This window comes from Hippea maritima DSM 10411, from assembly GCF_000194135.1.
GTDB classification, from domain to species: Bacteria; Campylobacterota_A; Desulfurellia; order Desulfurellales; family Hippeaceae; genus Hippea; species Hippea maritima.
In genome coordinates this window covers 970,764-986,817 of record NC_015318.1, presented here as the reverse complement: position 1 = coordinate 986,817, position 16,054 = coordinate 970,764, and the positions used below count along the sequence as shown (strand labels likewise).

Annotated in this window: 19 protein-coding genes; 12 read left to right on the top strand and 7 right to left on the bottom strand. The window is 37.1% G+C overall.

Translation table 11 applies throughout. The features are described from left to right. The first annotated feature begins 19 nt into the window (after positions 1 to 19). From atpA to dxs, 12 genes are read left to right on the top strand one after another with little or no spacing between them, the layout of a single operon-like run. Complete coding sequence (gene atpA / locus HIPMA_RS05135) at positions 20 to 1,528, top strand: F0F1 ATP synthase subunit alpha (protein ID WP_013682001.1); 1,509 nt, start codon at positions 20 to 22, stop codon at positions 1,526 to 1,528. 15 nt (positions 1,529 to 1,543) lie between these two features. Then, the gene (atpG, locus tag HIPMA_RS05130; RefSeq protein WP_013682000.1) at positions 1,544 to 2,419 is read left to right on the top strand and encodes an ATP synthase F1 subunit gamma; all 876 of its coding nucleotides are present in this window, start codon (positions 1,544 to 1,546) and stop codon (positions 2,417 to 2,419) included. 20 nt (positions 2,420 to 2,439) lie between these two features. Next, positions 2,440 to 3,846, top strand: coding sequence for a F0F1 ATP synthase subunit beta (gene atpD, locus HIPMA_RS05125; protein ID WP_013681999.1), 1,407 nt, complete (start codon positions 2,440 to 2,442; stop codon positions 3,844 to 3,846). Positions 3,847 to 3,855: 9 nt separating this feature from the next. After that, positions 3,856 to 4,254 (top strand): ATP synthase F1 subunit epsilon, encoded by a 399-nt coding sequence (atpC, locus tag HIPMA_RS05120; protein WP_013681998.1) that lies wholly within the window; start codon positions 3,856 to 3,858, stop codon positions 4,252 to 4,254. Beyond that, positions 4,254 to 4,829 (top strand): MotA/TolQ/ExbB proton channel family protein, encoded by a 576-nt coding sequence (locus HIPMA_RS09830; protein ID WP_013681997.1) that lies wholly within the window; start codon positions 4,254 to 4,256, stop codon positions 4,827 to 4,829. Before atpC ends, HIPMA_RS09830 begins: the two co-directional genes overlap by 1 nt. A gap of 1 nt (position 4,830) precedes the next feature. Further along, positions 4,831 to 5,220 (top strand): ExbD/TolR family protein, encoded by a 390-nt coding sequence (locus tag HIPMA_RS05110; protein WP_013681996.1) that lies wholly within the window; start codon positions 4,831 to 4,833, stop codon positions 5,218 to 5,220. Beyond that, on the top strand, positions 5,217 to 5,927 hold the full coding sequence (locus HIPMA_RS09165; RefSeq protein WP_013681995.1) for an energy transducer TonB: 711 nt from the start codon (positions 5,217 to 5,219) through the stop codon (positions 5,925 to 5,927). Before HIPMA_RS05110 ends, HIPMA_RS09165 begins: the two co-directional genes overlap by 4 nt. Further along, complete coding sequence (locus tag HIPMA_RS05100) at positions 5,924 to 7,189, top strand: LpqB family beta-propeller domain-containing protein (protein ID WP_013681994.1); 1,266 nt, start codon at positions 5,924 to 5,926, stop codon at positions 7,187 to 7,189. The genes HIPMA_RS09165 and HIPMA_RS05100 overlap by 4 nt, the downstream gene beginning before the upstream one ends. Before the next feature lie 11 nt (positions 7,190 to 7,200). After that, positions 7,201 to 7,767 (top strand): OmpA family protein, encoded by a 567-nt coding sequence (locus HIPMA_RS05095; protein ID WP_013681993.1) that lies wholly within the window; start codon positions 7,201 to 7,203, stop codon positions 7,765 to 7,767. A gap of 25 nt (positions 7,768 to 7,792) precedes the next feature. Continuing rightward, complete coding sequence (locus tag HIPMA_RS05090) at positions 7,793 to 8,311, top strand: peptidoglycan-associated lipoprotein (protein ID WP_013681992.1); 519 nt, start codon at positions 7,793 to 7,795, stop codon at positions 8,309 to 8,311. 13 nt (positions 8,312 to 8,324) lie between these two features. Beyond that, positions 8,325 to 9,110: a tol-pal system protein YbgF gene (gene ybgF, locus HIPMA_RS09160; protein WP_013681991.1), complete on the top strand. Its 786-nt coding sequence runs from the start codon at positions 8,325 to 8,327 to the stop codon at positions 9,108 to 9,110. A 3-nt stretch (positions 9,111 to 9,113) separates the two neighbouring features. Next, positions 9,114 to 10,982, top strand: coding sequence for a 1-deoxy-D-xylulose-5-phosphate synthase (gene dxs / locus HIPMA_RS05080; protein WP_013681990.1), 1,869 nt, complete (start codon positions 9,114 to 9,116; stop codon positions 10,980 to 10,982). Between the two features lie 8 nt (positions 10,983 to 10,990). On the opposite strand, the gene HIPMA_RS05075 is transcribed toward dxs, so the two are convergent. From HIPMA_RS05075 to ftsZ, 7 genes are read right to left on the bottom strand one after another with little or no spacing between them, the layout of a single operon-like run. Then, complete coding sequence (locus HIPMA_RS05075; RefSeq protein ID WP_013681989.1) at positions 10,991 to 11,644, bottom strand: tRNA1(Val) (adenine(37)-N6)-methyltransferase; 654 nt, start codon at positions 11,642 to 11,644, stop codon at positions 10,991 to 10,993. 58 nt (positions 11,645 to 11,702) lie between these two features. Then, positions 11,703 to 12,605, bottom strand: coding sequence for a UDP-3-O-acyl-N-acetylglucosamine deacetylase (lpxC, locus tag HIPMA_RS05070; protein WP_013681988.1), 903 nt, complete (start codon positions 12,603 to 12,605; stop codon positions 11,703 to 11,705). Positions 12,606 to 12,619: 14 nt separating this feature from the next. Next, positions 12,620 to 13,744, bottom strand: a complete 1,125-nt coding sequence (carA, locus tag HIPMA_RS05065; RefSeq protein ID WP_013681987.1) for a glutamine-hydrolyzing carbamoyl-phosphate synthase small subunit — start codon at positions 13,742 to 13,744, stop codon at positions 12,620 to 12,622. Continuing rightward, entirely contained in the window at positions 13,741 to 14,019 is a 279-nt protein-coding gene (locus HIPMA_RS09825; RefSeq protein ID WP_013681986.1) for a DUF507 family protein, read from the bottom strand. The genes carA and HIPMA_RS09825 overlap by 4 nt, the downstream gene beginning before the upstream one ends. Then, the gene (locus HIPMA_RS09820) at positions 14,016 to 14,297 is read right to left on the bottom strand and encodes a DUF507 family protein (protein ID WP_013681985.1); all 282 of its coding nucleotides are present in this window, start codon (positions 14,295 to 14,297) and stop codon (positions 14,016 to 14,018) included. Before HIPMA_RS09820 ends, HIPMA_RS09825 begins: the two co-directional genes overlap by 4 nt. A gap of 36 nt (positions 14,298 to 14,333) precedes the next feature. After that, positions 14,334 to 14,918 carry a glycerol-3-phosphate 1-O-acyltransferase PlsY gene (plsY, locus tag HIPMA_RS05050; protein WP_013681984.1) on the bottom strand — a complete coding sequence of 195 codons (585 nt, stop codon included), beginning with the start codon at positions 14,916 to 14,918 and terminating at the stop codon, positions 14,334 to 14,336. Further along, a complete protein-coding gene (ftsZ, locus tag HIPMA_RS05045; RefSeq protein WP_013681983.1) occupies positions 14,915 to 16,048 on the bottom strand; it encodes a cell division protein FtsZ in 1,134 nt (377 codons plus the stop codon). The genes plsY and ftsZ overlap by 4 nt, the downstream gene beginning before the upstream one ends. Positions 16,049 to 16,054 lie beyond the last annotated feature (6 nt).

The following is a 16,054-nucleotide window of genomic DNA, read 5'->3' as shown; positions in this document are numbered from 1 at the left end:
ATAAAGGAGGAAAGGGTAAATGCAGATTAAGGCAAGTGAAGTCAGTGAAGTCATCAAAAAAGAGATAGAGAACGCCAAAGAGTTTATCGATATAAGTGAAACGGGAACCGTCCTGAGTGTTGGTGATGGTATTGCAAGGGTTTATGGACTTTCCAATGTTATGGCTAATGAGCTTGTTCAGTTTGAGAATGGCGTTATAGGCATGGCTTTAAACCTTGAAGAAGATAATGTCGGTGTTGTTGTTTTAGGTGATGACAAGGATATTAAAGAGGGCGACAAGGTTAAAAGGACAAAGAGGATTTCTCAAGTCCCGGTTGGTAAGGCATTGGTTGGTAGAGTGGTAAATGCTTTGGGTGAACCTATAGATGGAAAAGGTCCCATAGAGAGTGAACATTATAGAAGAATCGAGGTTAAAGCACCTGGCATAGTTCAAAGACAGTCGGTTAAAGAGCCTCTCCAGACAGGAATCAAGGCAATAGATGCTATGATTCCTATCGGAAGAGGACAAAGGGAGCTTATTATTGGTGATAGGCAGATTGGTAAAACCCAGATTGCTTTGGATACAATAATTAACCAGAAGGATACAGATGTTTACTGTATATATGTTGCCGTTGGACAGAAGAGGTCCACTGTAGCAAGAATCTGGAAAAAATTAGAAGAGATGGGCGCTATGGAATACACCACTATAGTTGCAGCAACAGCATCTGATCCAGCACCGCTTCAGTATATAGCCCCATATGCCGGTGTTGCTATGGGTGAGTATTTTAGAGATAACGGGATGCATGCACTTATAATCTACGACGATTTAACAAAACACGCCCAGGCATACAGGCAGGTTTCTTTACTTCTTAGAAGGCCACCAGGTAGGGAGGCATATCCTGGTGATGTTTTCTACTTGCATTCAAGACTACTTGAGCGTGCAGCAAAACTCTCCGATGAACTCGGTGGCGGCTCTTTAACGGCTCTGCCTATTATTGAAACACAAGCTGGAGACGTTTCTGCTTATATTCCAACAAACGTTATCTCCATTACAGATGGTCAGATTTACTTAGAAGGAGATCTCTTCTATGGTGGAATTAGACCTGCTGTTAACGCTGGTATTTCAGTTTCAAGGGTCGGTGGTGCAGCCCAGATTAAAGCAATGAAACAAGTTGCAGGAATGTTGAGGCTTGCTTTGGCTCAGTACAGAGAGCTTGCAGCTTTCGCTCAGTTTGGTTCGGATTTGGATAAGGTTACGCAGCAGCAACTTAATAGAGGAGCAAGGCTTACAGAGATTCTAAAACAGCCTCCTTATGCGCCGCTACCTGTTGAGAAACAGATATTGATAATTTATGCTGGAAATAATGGATATCTTGATGATATAGCCGTTGAGAATGTTCAAAAATTCGAAGCTGAATTGTATAAATTTGTTGAGGAAAAACACCCAGACATACTGACTGAAATTAAAGAAAAGAAAAAAATAGATGATGAGCTTAAAGCTAAAATGGATAAGGCATTAGAAGAATTCAAAAAGGTTTTCAAACCCTAAGAGGGGAGTAGAGCAATGGCTGTTAGCATGCGAGATATAAAAAGAAAAATAACCAGTATCCAAAAGACTCAGCAGATAACCAAGGCTATGAAGATGGTTGCTGCTGCTAAACTGAGAAAAACTCAGGAAGCAGCATTGATGTTTAGACCCTACAGAAATAAACTTGAGCAGATGATAGGTGCCTTGGTTAGTTCTTCATCTCATCTGGATAATAAGTTATTGCGTTTCAGAGATGTAAAAAATGTAGACTTAATAGTGATTACATCTGATAGAGGCTTATGTGGAGCTTTCAATCATAATGTTCTCAAGGAGACAGAGAGGCTCATTAATACAAAGTTTGCGGGGAAAAATGTAAACCTTATTCTCATAGGAAGATTTGCCCATACTTACTTTAAATTTAGGGGAATAAGACCAAAAGAGGCATACAGTGATATCTTAAAAGATAAAGCTGAGTTTTCTGTGGCCAGCGATATAATGGATAAGATTATTGTTGATTTTTCCGATGAGAAGAGTGATGAAGTTTATGTTGTATATAATAGGTTTGTGAATGTTTTAGTACAAAAGGTTACTGTTAAAAAAGTGCTGCCTGTTTATATAGGCGATAAGGTGCCGACTAGCGGGCAGGTGGAGGAGAAGTTTTTATTCGAACCAAATAAAGAAACCGTATTGAATGAATTGTTGCCTAAGTATGTTAAAATGGAACTCTACGGCAGTATGCTTGAATCCTTAGCTGGTGAATATGCTGCTAGGATGACTGCTATGGATGCTGCAACAAACAACGCTGGAGAGATGATTAAGAGTCTAACTCTTGAGTTTAACAAGGCAAGGCAGGCATCAATTACAAAAGAGCTTATTGAAATAACAACAAGTATTGAAGCTATGAAACAATAAAAGGAGAAGGAGTGTTAACGATGGCAGAAAAAGGTAAGATCGTTCAGGTTATAGGACCAGTAGTTGACGTTGAATTTGAGAGTAGTGAGTTGCCACCTATATATACGGCTTTAAAAATAGAAAAAGATAAGATTGAGGGGGCTACGGCTGACCTTATCTTAGAGGTTCAACAGCACCTTGGTGAGAAAAGAGTTAGAACAATTGCTATGGATTCAACTGATGGTCTTGTGAGAGGAACTGAGGTTGAGAACACAAACAACTACATAACCACGCCTGTTGGTGAACCTGTGCTTGGAAGGATTATGAACGTTGTTGGAGAACCAGTCGATGAGTTAGGTCCCATAAGCTCTGATGTTAGGTGGCCTATCCATAGGGATGCTCCACCTCTCGAAGAGCAGTCTACAAGTTCTGAGATGTTTGAAACAGGAATTAAGGTTATTGACCTTTTGTGCCCATATGCTAAGGGTGGTAAAACAGGTCTATTCGGTGGCGCTGGTGTTGGAAAAACGGTCTTGATCATGGAGCTTATTCATAATGTTGCTATGCATCATGGAGGATATTCTGTTTTCTGTGGCGTTGGAGAGAGAACGAGGGAAGGAAACGACTTATGGAACGAGATGAAGGAATCCGGTGTTTTGGATAAGGCTGCTCTAATTTATGGTCAGATGAACGAGCCACCTGGAGCAAGGGCAAGAGTAGGTTTAACAGGGCTTACAGTTGCTGAGTATTTCAGGGATGAAAAACACCTGGATGTTTTGATTTTTATCGATAATATATTCCGCTTTACCCAAGCTGGTTCTGAGGTTTCGGCATTATTGGGAAGAATTCCTTCTGCTGTTGGTTATCAGCCGACATTGGGTACAGATATGGGTGAGCTTCAGGAAAGGATTACATCTACAAAGAAAGGCTCTATTACATCTGTTCAGGCAATATATGTCCCTGCAGACGATTTAACGGACCCGGCACCTGCCACAACATTCTCACACTTAGATGCTACGACTGTTCTTTCAAGGAAGCTTGCAGAGCTTGGAATCTACCCTGCTGTTGATCCACTTGATTCAACATCAAGAATTTTAGACCCAGCTGTTGTTGGTAGAGAGCATTATGAGACTGCAAGGCAAGTTCAGGAGATTTTACAGAGATACAAAGAGCTTCAGGACATTATAGCTATCTTGGGTATGGAAGAACTTTCTGAGGAAGATAAAGTTATTGTTAATAGGGCAAGGAAGATTCAAAGATTTCTGTCTCAGCCTTTCTTTGTTGCTGAACAGTTTACAGGAATGAGCGGTAAATACGTATCAATCCAGGAGACAATAAAAGGTTTTAGAGAAATAATAGACGGTAAACATGATGAGATACCAGAACAGGCATTCTATATGGTTGGCACTATCGATGAGGCATTAGAGAAGGCTAAAACACTTGTATAGGAGGATAAAGTGCCGTTGAACTGTAGTATAGTTACGCCATCAAAGAGTATATTTGAGGGCAAAATAGAATATATTTCAGCACCAGGACAGGTGGGTGAGTTTGGTGTATTGCCTGGCCATGAAAGCTTTGTTACAGTGCTGGATGTGGGTATTATAGATGTTCATATTGCTGATAATGATAAAAAAAGGTATTTGATAGTTGGTGGGTATTTCGAGATAACAGAAGATAATATAGTCGTAATAGCCGATGATGTTTTGTCGAAGGAAGAGATAAACATAGAGGAAGCAAAAGAAAAACTTCAGGAGTATAAAAATGAACTTTCTTCGTTGAAACAAGGTGATGCGAATTATGAGCTTATAAGAAGAAAAGTTAAAACCTACGAAAAGATGTTGGAGTTGACTTCATAATGGGTAATGTATATTTTGGGTTTTCTCATGTAGGCAGTGTTGCTGTAGCTGTATTAATTATATTGGCTGTTATGTCTGTTTTTTCCTGGGCGTTTATTTTCTACAAGTGGCTTCAGCTTAAAGGGCTTGATAGGAAAAACAAGGTATTTTTAAACAAATTCATTGAAACAAAGGATAAAACATCGCTGGAGGCGTTTGCAAAAGCGTCTGATTCAATAGCAGGAAAACTTTATCTTCTGAATAAAGAGTCTTCATCTTCGGCTTTTACCTTTTTTGAGATGATAGCAAGGGAATTAGAAGGGGGGTTTCCGTGGCTTGCCTCTGTAGGCGCCACAGCCCCCTTTGTGGGTCTATTTGGAACGGTATGGGGTATTATAAACGCCTTTAATAACATAGGTAATGTTCAAAGTGTTACTATAGCTACAGTGGCCCCTGGAATTTCCGAGGCCTTAATTACGACGGCCGCAGGTATATTTGTAGCAGTTCCTGCTGTTATCGGTTATAATATACTCCATACAAAACTATCTTCCCTTCTCAATGAGCTCGATGGATTCTTAGAGGCTTTGTCCCGTTAAAATGAGAAGAAAAACAAACAGGGGTTCGTTTTCTGATATAAATATAACACCACTGGTCGATGTAATGCTTGTATTATTAGTTATATTTATGGTTACGACCCCTATGTTGGTTAAAGGAATAAGGGTAAATTTACCAAAGACAAAGTCGGGTCAGACAAAGATCGAAAAGAAGAATGTCATAATTTCTATAGATAAGAATGGACATTACTATCTTGATAAAGTATTAATAACGCAAGATGCGCTTGAGGATTTTTTAAAGGCCCATAAGGATAAAAGTGTTATTATTAAGTCGGATAAGGATGTTAGATATGGGCTGGTTATACATTTAATAGATATGGTTAAATCCGCAGGTATATCTAAGGTAGGGCTTGCCACTCAACCTCGACAATGAAATTTGTTAGCATTTTCTTTTCTATTTTAGTCCATCTGCTGTTTGTAGTTGCCTTTATTTTATTTAATAAAAGCCATGCTTTGTTTGTTAAACAAGCTCCTATATATACTGTTAATATACTTCAGATAAAAAACGAGAAACCTAAACAGAATAAGACAACAAAGAAAACCTCTAATGTTATTGTAAAAAAGCCTAAGCATAAACTAAAGCCAAAAATGAAACCTAAAAAACTTAAACCTAAGCCTAAACCGAAAAATAAAATTGTAAAGAAGATCGATGTGGAAACTAAAATTAAAAAATTACAGGAACAGGTCAAGGTAGAAGAGTTGAGAGAAAAGCTCTTAAGAAGAAAGATTGAAACTTTAAAGAAACATCTGGCAAGCCAACAAGAAGCCCAAAAGAGTTATAAAAAGGCCTTATCCGCTGGCTATGTAAATATCATTCAAAGCTCTATATATAACAATTGGGGTGTCTCTAAAGATGTTATAGATGATAATGTTTTTATAACTACTGTAAAAATAAAACTTGATTACAAAGGAAATTTGATTAATCTAAGAATATTGAAAAGCTCAGGTAACGCCTACTTTGATGGAACGGTGATAGATGCTATTAGATCATCAGAACCTTTTACTCCACCACCAAAGGAAATTTTGAGTGATGGCGTTGTTGAGTTTATAATAACCTTTGATAGTAGGGAGAAGCAATGAAAAGATTTGTTGTGTTTTTGGCATTTATTGTATTTATTGGATTAAATGCCCAAGCAGATACCTTTAAAATTGAGATATCAAACCCAAAATATAAACCCATAAATATAGGTTTATGGGGTTTTGTTAAAAATACACCCACCTCTATATCGAAGAGATTTTTATCAACACTTAAAAGGGACTTAAAGGTTTCTGGCCTATTTAGTTGGGATGAAACCCAACATTTTTCATATGATGCCCCCTCTAAAGTAGTTAATGGGATAGCAAAGCTGGATAACCTGGATTATGTAATATATGGCGATGCTTATATTGAAGGTAAGTCTATTTATGTAAATGTAAGGATTACAGATGTATTAAAGAATAGTGTTTTATTTGAAAAAACCTATACTACAAATGAATACTCATTAGGCTGGCTGGCAAATAGGGTTGTAGATGTTCTGATTGGTTATGTAACGGGTGTATATGGTCCATTTGAAAGTAAAATAGCTTTTGCTTTAGGAGACGGTAGGGTAAGTGATATTTATGTATGTGATTTTAATGGGGAAAATGTCGTTAGAATAACCAATTGGCATAATTTTAATATTCTTCCTAAATGGGTATCTGATGATGAGCTGACATTTCTTTCATACAGATACGGTAAACCAGCTCTGTTTTTGTTTAATGTTTTTAGTGGAAAATTGAGTAAATTGTTTAGTAATTCAAACCTTAGCATATCAGCATCGAGGTATATGGGCTATTTTGCTATACCTTTTAACAGATTTGGCAGCGTTAATATATATGCAGTGAACGCAAGGGGAAGGGTTATAAAAAAACTGACAAACGATCCGAGTATAAATGTTTCTCCTACATTTACACCTGATTTCTCTAAAATGGTGTTTGTGTCAAACAGGGGTGGCAATCCTCAGATTTACATAAAAGATTTAAGTTCATTTGACTCACCTGTTAGGCTAACCTTTAATGGGAAATACAACTCAAGTCCGGCTGTTTCGCCCGATGGTAAAAAGATTGCCTATATCTCTATAGACAACGGTACAACGTATCTTAAAGTCATGAATATAGACGGAAGCAATGATAGGGTTGTTATGAAGGGTAATAGTTTAGATTCGCCAAGTTGGGCCTATGACTCAAGGTTCGTCGCTCTGACGGGAAGAGTAGGAAATAAGAATGCCATATTTGTAGTAAACACCATAAATGGAAATTACTCTGTTGCAATGGAAAGTAAGTTAATATATAATGGATTGAGCGTTAGCTCTAAATTACAGTAAATGGAGGGAGAATGAAGAGAGTAATTATTGTATTGATCTTGATTGTAGGTCTTTTTGGTATTTATGGATGTTCTTCATCTCCTAAGTATGTAAAAAGCCAGTCTCAGAATGAGGTAAATAATCCCCAGATAAAATCTTCAACGCTTAAGTATCCATCTTTAAATACCATTGAAGGCAGTGATTTTGCTTCGTTTGAGGATGCTAAAAAACATTTTGATAAGGTTGCAGTAGATATTCATTTTAAATTCAATAGTTTTGAAATTGAGCCGATTAATCAATATGGCATAAACGAAAAGCCAAAAGCTATACTTGATAGAATCGCCGCTTTTATGTTGAAACATCCTACGTTGAAGGTAAGAATTGAAGGCAATTGTGATGAAAGGGGCACAGTTGAGTACAACTTAGCATTAGGCCAAAAAAGGGCTTTGGCAGCAAAGAAGTATTTGGTTGCAAAGGGTGTAAACCCAGATAGGATAGACATCATTTCATACGGAGAGAGTAGACCATTAGATCCTGCACACAACGAGTATGCTTGGGCTAAAAACAGAAGGGATCATTTTGTTCTTTTGGAGAGATAAAATTTTAAGTGTTGGAGGTGGAAAAATGAAAAGAAAAGGCAAGCTAGTTAGTGCTTCTTTGATAGGTGTAGCATTTTTAATGAGTGGTTGTATGTGTATGCATAAGGGCGTACAGAATGCCCCTAAAAAGATTGTTGTAGAAAAGCCAGCTACTACTACACAACAGGCAAAGGTTGATTTAAAAACCATATTTACGGATATTCACTTTAATTTTGATAAGTATAATTTAACCTACATCAACAAGTGGGGTATAAAGCAAAATGTTCCTGCCGTTTTGGATGGTATAGCTCAGTATATGGTTAAACATCCAAATGTAAGAATAAGAATTGAAGGCAATTGTGATGAAAGGGGCACAGTTGAGTACAACTTAGCATTAGGCCAAAAAAGGGCTTTGGCAGCAAAGAAGTATTTGGTTGCAAAGGGTGTAAACCCAGATAGGATAGACATCATTTCATACGGAGAGAGTAGACCATTAGATCCTGCACACAACGAGTATGCTTGGGCTAAAAACAGAAGGGATCATTTTGTAATACTCTCCAAATAAAAGGGTAGGGTAAATGAAAAGAATATTTGCTGTGGTTTTTATATGTATTTTGGTTTGGGGTAGCTCTGCCTTAGGGCAGGGCGAGAACCCCTATTCTATAGAGGTTAAGGTTATAAAAAATGAGCAGGCCATAAAGCTTCTCCAACAACAACAAGCTCAGCTTTATCTCAAAATGGAGAATCTACTTGTTAAATATGGTGAAATAAAAGGACAGTTGGATAGCGTTTTGCATCAACTTCAAACAATACAGGATGAAATAAACAAACTTTTATTAAAGGAGAACTCCCAGACAACTGAGATTCCACCTGCTCAGCCACAAAAACCTGAAGCTGCTGCAAAAACAGGCCAGACGAGTGCAATATCCCAATCACAAAGTACGCAAGTTAAAACAACAACCACACCGCCTAAGATGCAACCAAGAGTCGCAGAAGATGAGGCGGCATTCGATAAAGCTTTGGCTTTATTTAAAAAGAAGGATTATGGTTCAGCTATAGAGGCATTTAAGGCTTTTAAAAAGGACTTTAAAGATTCAAAGCTTATGCCTGATGCTGTGTTTTACTTAGCTGAAAGCTATTTTGCTAAAGGTGAATATGACAGGGCTATCATAAACTATGATTATTTGATAAATACCTACCCAAAGAGTTCAAAGATTGCTAAAGCTACACTTAAAGAGGGTTTAGCTTTCATAAAAATGGGTGATAAAGTTGATGGTAACTATTTATTACAAAAAGTCATAAAGCAGTTTCCTAATAGCTTAGAAGCTAAAGAGGCTAAAAAAATCTTGAAGAAAGGGAAATAAGCTTTGCTTCTTGAGAAAGTTAACTATCCGTCAGATTTAAAAAAATTATCTGTAAAAGAACTTGAAATACTAGCTGATGAAGTTAGAGAGTATATAATCAGAAATGTTTCAAAAACGGGAGGGCATTTAGCTTCATCATTGGGCGCGGTTGAGCTTACAATTGCCCTCCATTATGTATTTGAAACACCGGAGGATAAACTTGTTTGGGATGTAGGACATCAAACATACGCTCATAAAATAATCACTGGCAGAAAGGATAGGTTTCCTACACTAAGGCAATACGGGGGATTAAGCGGTTTCCCAAAAAGAGAAGAAAGCCCTTACGACACCTTCAATGTAGGCCATGCAGGTACTTCCATTTCTGCTGCCTTGGGTATGGCACTTGGAAGGGATTTAACCAATAGCAGTGATCACGTTGTTGCTATAATAGGGGATGGGTCTTTATCGTGTGGAATAGCTTACGAAGGATTGGATAATGCTGGCTATATAGACACAGACCTTGTTGTTGTTGTCAATGATAATAATATGTCTATTTCTCCCTCATTAGGCTCTTTGTCTGCTTATCTATCCAAAAAAATGAGCGGCCCTATCTATAATAGGTTAAGAGATGAAGTAGAGAAGGTTATAGAATCTTTGCCTCTTCCTAAGGAGCCTACACTGAAAATAGCAAGAAAGCTTGAGGAATCTTTCAAATTCTTCTCTCCTGGGCTTCTTTTTGAGGAGTTGGGTTTTAAGTATTTTGGCCCCTTAAATGGGCATAAGCTTGAGGATTTAATAAAGATATTTGAGAATGTAAAGAAGCTTAGAGGCCCTATACTTATTCATGTAGTTACCAAAAAGGGCAAGGGGTATAAGCCCGCTGAGGATAACCCTTCCTTGTTTCATGGAATTGGTAAGTTTGATGTTGAAAGTGGCGAGCCTATAAAGTCTAAGACTGTAAAGAAGAATTGCTCATCTGTATTTGGAGATAAGGTTGTTGAAATAATGAGAAAAAGGGATGATGTTGTTGCTATAACTGCTGCTATGCTTCTTGGAACAGGGCTTCAGAAAGCTAAAAATGAGTTCCCTGATAGAGTGTATGATGTGGGCATTGCAGAGCAACATGCCGTTACCATGGCAGGGGGATTGTCAATAAAAGGCATAAAGCCAATTGTTGCCATATATTCTACGTTCTTACAAAGGGCATATGACCAGATAATACACGATATAGCATTGCAAAATTTGCCAGTAATATTTGCAATTGACAGAGCAGGCATCGTTGGAGATGATGGTGAAACACATCAAGGCGTGTTTGATATATCGTATCTACGGGCTGTACCGAATATGACTATAATAGCACCTAAGGATAGTTATGAGCTTGAAAAAGTGTTGGAGTTTGCTGTTGATTATAATGATGGACCAGTTGCAGTGAGGTATCCGCGTGGTACATGCGCTACCATAGATGAAAGATATAGAATAGAGAAAATAGAGATAGGGAAGTGGCAAACTCTCAAAAAAGCAGAAAATGATGATGTAGCTATACTAGCTGTAGGCAATTGCAATGAAGTTGCCCTTAAGGTAGAAGAAGAATTAGCTAAAAGTAATGTAGGAGTTACTATTGTTAATGCTTTGTTTGTAAAACCTATGGACTATGAATTATTAAGGAATCTTTCTAAGTATAAAGTTGTTGTTACAATAGAGGAGAATGTGAAGCTTGGCGGTTTTGGGGAGGCTGTTGCTTCATTCTTTATGGAAGAAGGTATAGGTGTAAAGTTTAGGTCTTTTGCCTTACCGGATATTTTTATAGAGCACGGCAGTCAGGAAATTCTGAGGGATAAATACGGGCTTTCTGCAAGAAAGATATCAGAATATATACTTCACCTTACATCTTAAGAAACCTCTTAAGAGTAAAATTGGCTTAAAACAATAGGGGGTTTAATCTCTACATAATCTGGAGATGCGAATTTTGCCTCTACCAGTACAAAAGGTGATTTTTTATTTAAGTTTCCATAAACTGGTTGTATTGTTTTTATACCAAATTTATTAAACCTTAATGTATCAATTATTTCTATAAGTCTTGTGGAATGAAAGGTAAATCTCAGCGTGCCTTTACTTTTTAGTAGGCGTTTTGCATATAATATAAATTGTTTTTCTCCTCCATATGACTCAAACTTTTCATTCAAATACTTCTTAGAAAGCCTAAATTTCCCTTCCATAAAATAAGGTGGATTGCTGATAAAGTAATCTATGCTATTGGTTTCAATCTCTCTATCATCCCTTAATACAATTGCGTTATTTATTTTGTTTATTTTAAAGTTCTTTTTTATTATATCTATGTATTTGCTATTTTTCTCTATTGCATAGATAAATGAATTCGGGTTTTTAAGTGCTACTATGACCGAAATTATACCGCAACCACTACCAAAATCTACAATTCTTTTAGGGATTTTGAATTCTAAATTTTGTGTTAAAACAAAAGGTTCTGCTGAGAAATGATATCCATATCTTGGTTGTAAAATTTCAAACCCTTTAAACTTAGTAAGTATTAAATCCATTTTTCCTATGATTTTTTGTATTTTGTTTGGTTCCGATAAGTTACATTATGTAAACTTTTTATAATCCTTCATTTGTAGCCCAAACTAATGAGCCGACGACCCTCTCTCTGTAAGGGTTTCCTACCACTTCGTAGGCTTCTTTATCTGCAATGAGTTTCCTTATCAATTTATTATTTAAATCATGTCCTGATTTGAAAGCAAGATATTTACCCTTTATGTCATATCCCAAAATAGATAAATCACCTATAGCATCTAATATTTTATGTCTTACAAACTCATCTTCATATCTAAGCGGGTCTTCATTCACTATGCCATATTCATCGACAACAATGGCGTTATCTAAACTCCCGCCTAAAGCCAGATTTTGAGACTGTAGAAACTCTATATCTTTAAGCAGCCCAAATGTCCTTGCTTTACTAATTTCTTTTATGAAAGAGCGTTCATTAACAACAAGTCCACGCTTTTGTTTGCCTATAAAAGCATTTTCGAAGTGTATCGAATAATGTATTTCAAAATCCTTGGATGGGATTAATGCTACAAATTTACCTTTTTCCTTTATGGTTATGGGTTTTTTAATGATTATCTCTTTTTTGTATGCCTTTTGTTCAATTATACCTGCTGTTTTTATTAGATAAACCCAAGGGGCTGCAGAGCCATCCATTATAGGAACTTCATCCCCCCATAACCTTATAAATAGATTGTCTATATGAAGTCCAAATAGAGTTGCAAGCAAATGTTCAACTGTTTTTATAAATATACCATTTTTGCCTAGGGTTGTGGCTAAGGTTGTGTCTACCACGTTTTCTTGCTTTACTTCTATAGTTTGCCCTTTATCTTCCCTGTAGAATACTATACCGCTGTTTTCTTCTGCGGGATTTAGCTCTATCTCCACCCTTTTGCCAGTATGTAATCCTATGCCAGAAGCTTTTATAGGCTGTTTTATGGTTCTTTGTTTTCTCACTTAACACCTCTCATTTAGCAGTTTTCTTTAACCATAGTTGCAAAATTTTCAAAAATCCCCTCAGCATCATGAGGGCCTGGAGATGCCTCTGGATGAAATTGAACAGACATAACGGGTAGCTCTTTGTGCATCATGCCCTCAACGCTGCCATCATTAAGGTTTTTATATGTTATTTTAAAGCCTTTTTCAAGTAAACTTTTTTCATCTGCAGCATAATTGTGGTTTTGCGCTGTTACAAATATGTTATCGCTTTCAATTTCTTTAACCGGATGGTTTCCACCGTGATGTCCAAATTTCATTTTATACACATCAACTCCAAATGCCCTTGCTATTATTTGATGACCAAAACATATGCCAAATGATGGATAGTTAGTTATGATTTTCCTATATTCTTCTATCCATTTAGAATCTATTCCTCTTGGATCGCCTGGGCCATTGGATAAGAATACAGCATCGGGGTTGAATGAGGCTACATCGTTGTAAGTAGAATAAGCAGGTAAAACCACAACATCAAAACCAACCTCGATTAGATACCTCAATATGTTTCTTTTTACACCAAAATCAAGAACTACAACCCTTTTGCTGCTTAAAACCTTCTTTATCTTTCTATTTTCAAAACCAAATCTAAATAAACCGTCATTAAATTCATATGGCTCTTTTGTGCTCACAAACTGGACTAAATCCCTATTGACTATTTCAAAGTTTTCTACTGCTTTCTTAAGTGAGTCTATATTATCTTCTGTTGTTATGCCACCTCTAAGCGACCCTTTAACCCTTAGAAGTTTTGTAAGTTTTCTTGTGTCTATCTCTGCTATACCAACTATTGAATGTCTTTTTAGATACTCATTTAACGTTTCCTTTGCTCTGAAGTTTGAATGGATAACGCTTGCTTCTTTTACTACAAACCCCTCTACGAATGGCCTATCAGATTCGTTGTCTTCATCATTCAAGCCGTAATTCCCAATTTGGGTGTATGTCATATTGACTATTTGTCCTTTATATGAGGGATCTGTTAAGATTTCTTGATAGCCGCTCATTGCTGTATTGAATACAACTTCACCTACAGTTGTGCCATCTTTGCCTATTGATATGCCCTCGAATACATCTCCTGTTTCCAAAACTAAAATAGCCCTTTTCATTTTAATAACCTTCTGCTTATTTCTTCCTCATACGCTTTATTAAATGCTACTTTCCATTCCATGCTGCCTGGTATAAGTTTTTTGCTTCTTTTTTGCAAGTCTTCCAATACTTTACTGTAGACCTCATCCTCAATTGAGAAATATTTCTCAATTGTCTCTATTATGCTATCCAAAACAAGCTTTTCTGTAGCCGCTATCTCAATAATCCCCTCTTCTGTTGCTTTTTTTACTATCTTTTTTGCCAAGTGCCTTATTCTGGCGCTACTGTATCTCATAACAAAAATCCTTCCTTCTTTGCCACTTTCTTTTTAGTCATTATAAAAAGTTTGGAGCTATCGGCACCCTCTTTTTCTATCTCTGAGGAAAATTTTCTTAAGAGCTCTTTGGTTTTTGCGTCTATCTCTTTTTCTTTATCTGCATCCTCTTCTAATACGTCTTTGGCTATACCTTTTAGAAGGGATATATCCTTTAGAAGTCTAATGTTCCCGTCTTTCAGCAGGTTTACTGCTATCTTATCAGCCAGTAGTTCGATTTCGCGTTTGTTTAAAGCCATAAGCCACAACCTTTATACATAATTATTTGTAAAAACTCAAATGTTTATTTTGTTTTCCCGTTTTGAGAACAATCTAACTATATTGTCCCTATGTCTTATAATCATCAAGCCCAGTAGCACAACAAATACTATCCTCACCATGTAGTTATTGCTGTTTAGGGCTATTAATGTAGATACGGTAAATGATAGTAGAGCGGCTAATGATGAGTACTTGCTGCCAAGAAGTATAGCTATCCACATAGCCATACCAACCATTGAGGCTGTTGGGTATATAATTAGTCCTGCACCATATGTAGTTGCTACCCCCTTGCCACCCTTGAACTTTAGAAATATGCTGAAATCGTGCCCCAACACAACGGAAATAGAGCTCACGTATGGCACATAGGCATCATGTTTATATATCAAGGAAAATAGAACTACAGCTAAAAAGCCTTTTAATAGGTCTAATATAAGGGTTAATGCACCTTCTTTTTTACCTACAACTCTGTAAACATTGGTAGCGCCTATATTTCCGCTACCTTTTTTCTTTACGTCTATGCCCTTGCTCTTTGCTATTAGCCAACCAAAGGGTATGCTTCCAATTAAAAAAGAGCCCAAACCTGTTATGAGGTATTCTGTCAACTCTCAACCCTTTTTCTGCGGATATATGCTGGTATGTCCCTTTCATCATCTATAGGAATTGCCGTTTCTTTCTTAATCTCATTCAGTGTTTTTGAGTCTAATTTTCTGTATTCTGGTCTGTTTATCATATTGCGGCTTTGCTGTTGTGTGTTTGAGCTACTAAATCCTGTGGCTATTATTGTAATTCTTACCCTTTCTCCCAGGCTCTCATCCAGGACAAAACCGTGCTTGAATAGAGCTTTTGGATTCATATTTTGCTCTATTATGGATGTGGCTTCGTTGAATTCGTCTAATCCAAAGTTTTTACCGGCCGTTATATTCATTAATATACCTTTTGCGCCTTTGATAGAGGTATTTTCAAGCAGGGGATTGGATATGGCCATCTCAGTTGCTCTTCTTACTCTATTCTCACCGTTCTCTGAGGATGCCTCGCCAACACCCATTAAAGCAACGCCTTTCTCCTTCATTACAGAAACAACATCGGCGAAGTCTATGTTCATTATAATTTGGGAATTTGGTTGTTTGTAGATGAGTTCTACTATGCTTTGGACTGCTTGCCTTAGTATGTCATCGGCTTTTTTGAAAGCCTCGAGCAGTGGCAAATTTTTATAGATATCCATAAGCTTTTGGTTTGGTATAACAATAATGCTGTCTACAGTTTCTTTTAACTCTTCAATACCCTTTAAAGCTATCTCTTTTTTTATCTTGCCTTCCATATCGAAGGGCTTTGTTACAACAGCTATTGTTAAGGCACCTATATCCTTTGCTACCTTTGCTATAATGGGTGATGCTCCTGTACCTGTTCCACCACCCATACCTGCAGCTATAAAAACCATATCAGAACCAGCTAATGCATTTTCAATCTCTTCAATGCTTTCCTCAGCCGCCCTTCTACCCTTCTCTGGATCACTTCCTGCACCTAAACCTCTTGTTAATTTTTTACCCAACTGCAGTTTGGTTTGGGCCAAGGAAACACCCAAAGCTTGAATATCTGTGTTTGCTGTTATAAATTCAGCATTTTTTATGCCGTGTGTTATCATTGTATTAACAGCATTGCTACCGCCACCGCCTACTCCAATTACCTTTATTATAGCTCCGATAGAGTAGTCATTTTTTTCTTGTTTAGCCATTTATGC

What these genes read in the sequence shown, in the direction of transcription:
- atpA (WP_013682001.1), top strand. Translation starts at nt 20, where the DNA reads ATGCAGATTAAGGCAAGTGAAGTCAGTGAAGTCATCAAAAAAGAGATA.
- atpG (WP_013682000.1), top strand. Translation starts at nt 1,544, where the DNA reads ATGGCTGTTAGCATGCGAGATATAAAAAGAAAAATAACCAGTATCCAA.
- atpD (WP_013681999.1), top strand. Translation starts at nt 2,440, where the DNA reads ATGGCAGAAAAAGGTAAGATCGTTCAGGTTATAGGACCAGTAGTTGAC.
- HIPMA_RS09830 (WP_013681997.1), top strand. Translation starts at nt 4,254, where the DNA reads ATGGGTAATGTATATTTTGGGTTTTCTCATGTAGGCAGTGTTGCTGTA.
- HIPMA_RS05110 (WP_013681996.1), top strand. Translation starts at nt 4,831, where the DNA reads ATGAGAAGAAAAACAAACAGGGGTTCGTTTTCTGATATAAATATAACA.
- HIPMA_RS09165 (WP_013681995.1), top strand. Translation starts at nt 5,217, where the DNA reads ATGAAATTTGTTAGCATTTTCTTTTCTATTTTAGTCCATCTGCTGTTT.
- HIPMA_RS05100 (WP_013681994.1), top strand. Translation starts at nt 5,924, where the DNA reads ATGAAAAGATTTGTTGTGTTTTTGGCATTTATTGTATTTATTGGATTA.
- HIPMA_RS05095 (WP_013681993.1), top strand. Translation starts at nt 7,201, where the DNA reads ATGAAGAGAGTAATTATTGTATTGATCTTGATTGTAGGTCTTTTTGGT.
- HIPMA_RS05090 (WP_013681992.1), top strand. Translation starts at nt 7,793, where the DNA reads ATGAAAAGAAAAGGCAAGCTAGTTAGTGCTTCTTTGATAGGTGTAGCA.
- ybgF (WP_013681991.1), top strand. Translation starts at nt 8,325, where the DNA reads ATGAAAAGAATATTTGCTGTGGTTTTTATATGTATTTTGGTTTGGGGT.
- HIPMA_RS05075 (WP_013681989.1), bottom strand. Translation starts at nt 11,644, where the DNA reads ATGGATTTAATACTTACTAAGTTTAAAGGGTTTGAAATTTTACAACCA.
- carA (WP_013681987.1), bottom strand. Translation starts at nt 13,744, where the DNA reads ATGAAAAGGGCTATTTTAGTTTTGGAAACAGGAGATGTATTCGAGGGC.
- HIPMA_RS09825 (WP_013681986.1), bottom strand. Translation starts at nt 14,019, where the DNA reads ATGAGATACAGTAGCGCCAGAATAAGGCACTTGGCAAAAAAGATAGTA.
- HIPMA_RS09820 (WP_013681985.1), bottom strand. Translation starts at nt 14,297, where the DNA reads ATGGCTTTAAACAAACGCGAAATCGAACTACTGGCTGATAAGATAGCA.
- ftsZ (WP_013681983.1), bottom strand. Translation starts at nt 16,048, where the DNA reads ATGGCTAAACAAGAAAAAAATGACTACTCTATCGGAGCTATAATAAAG.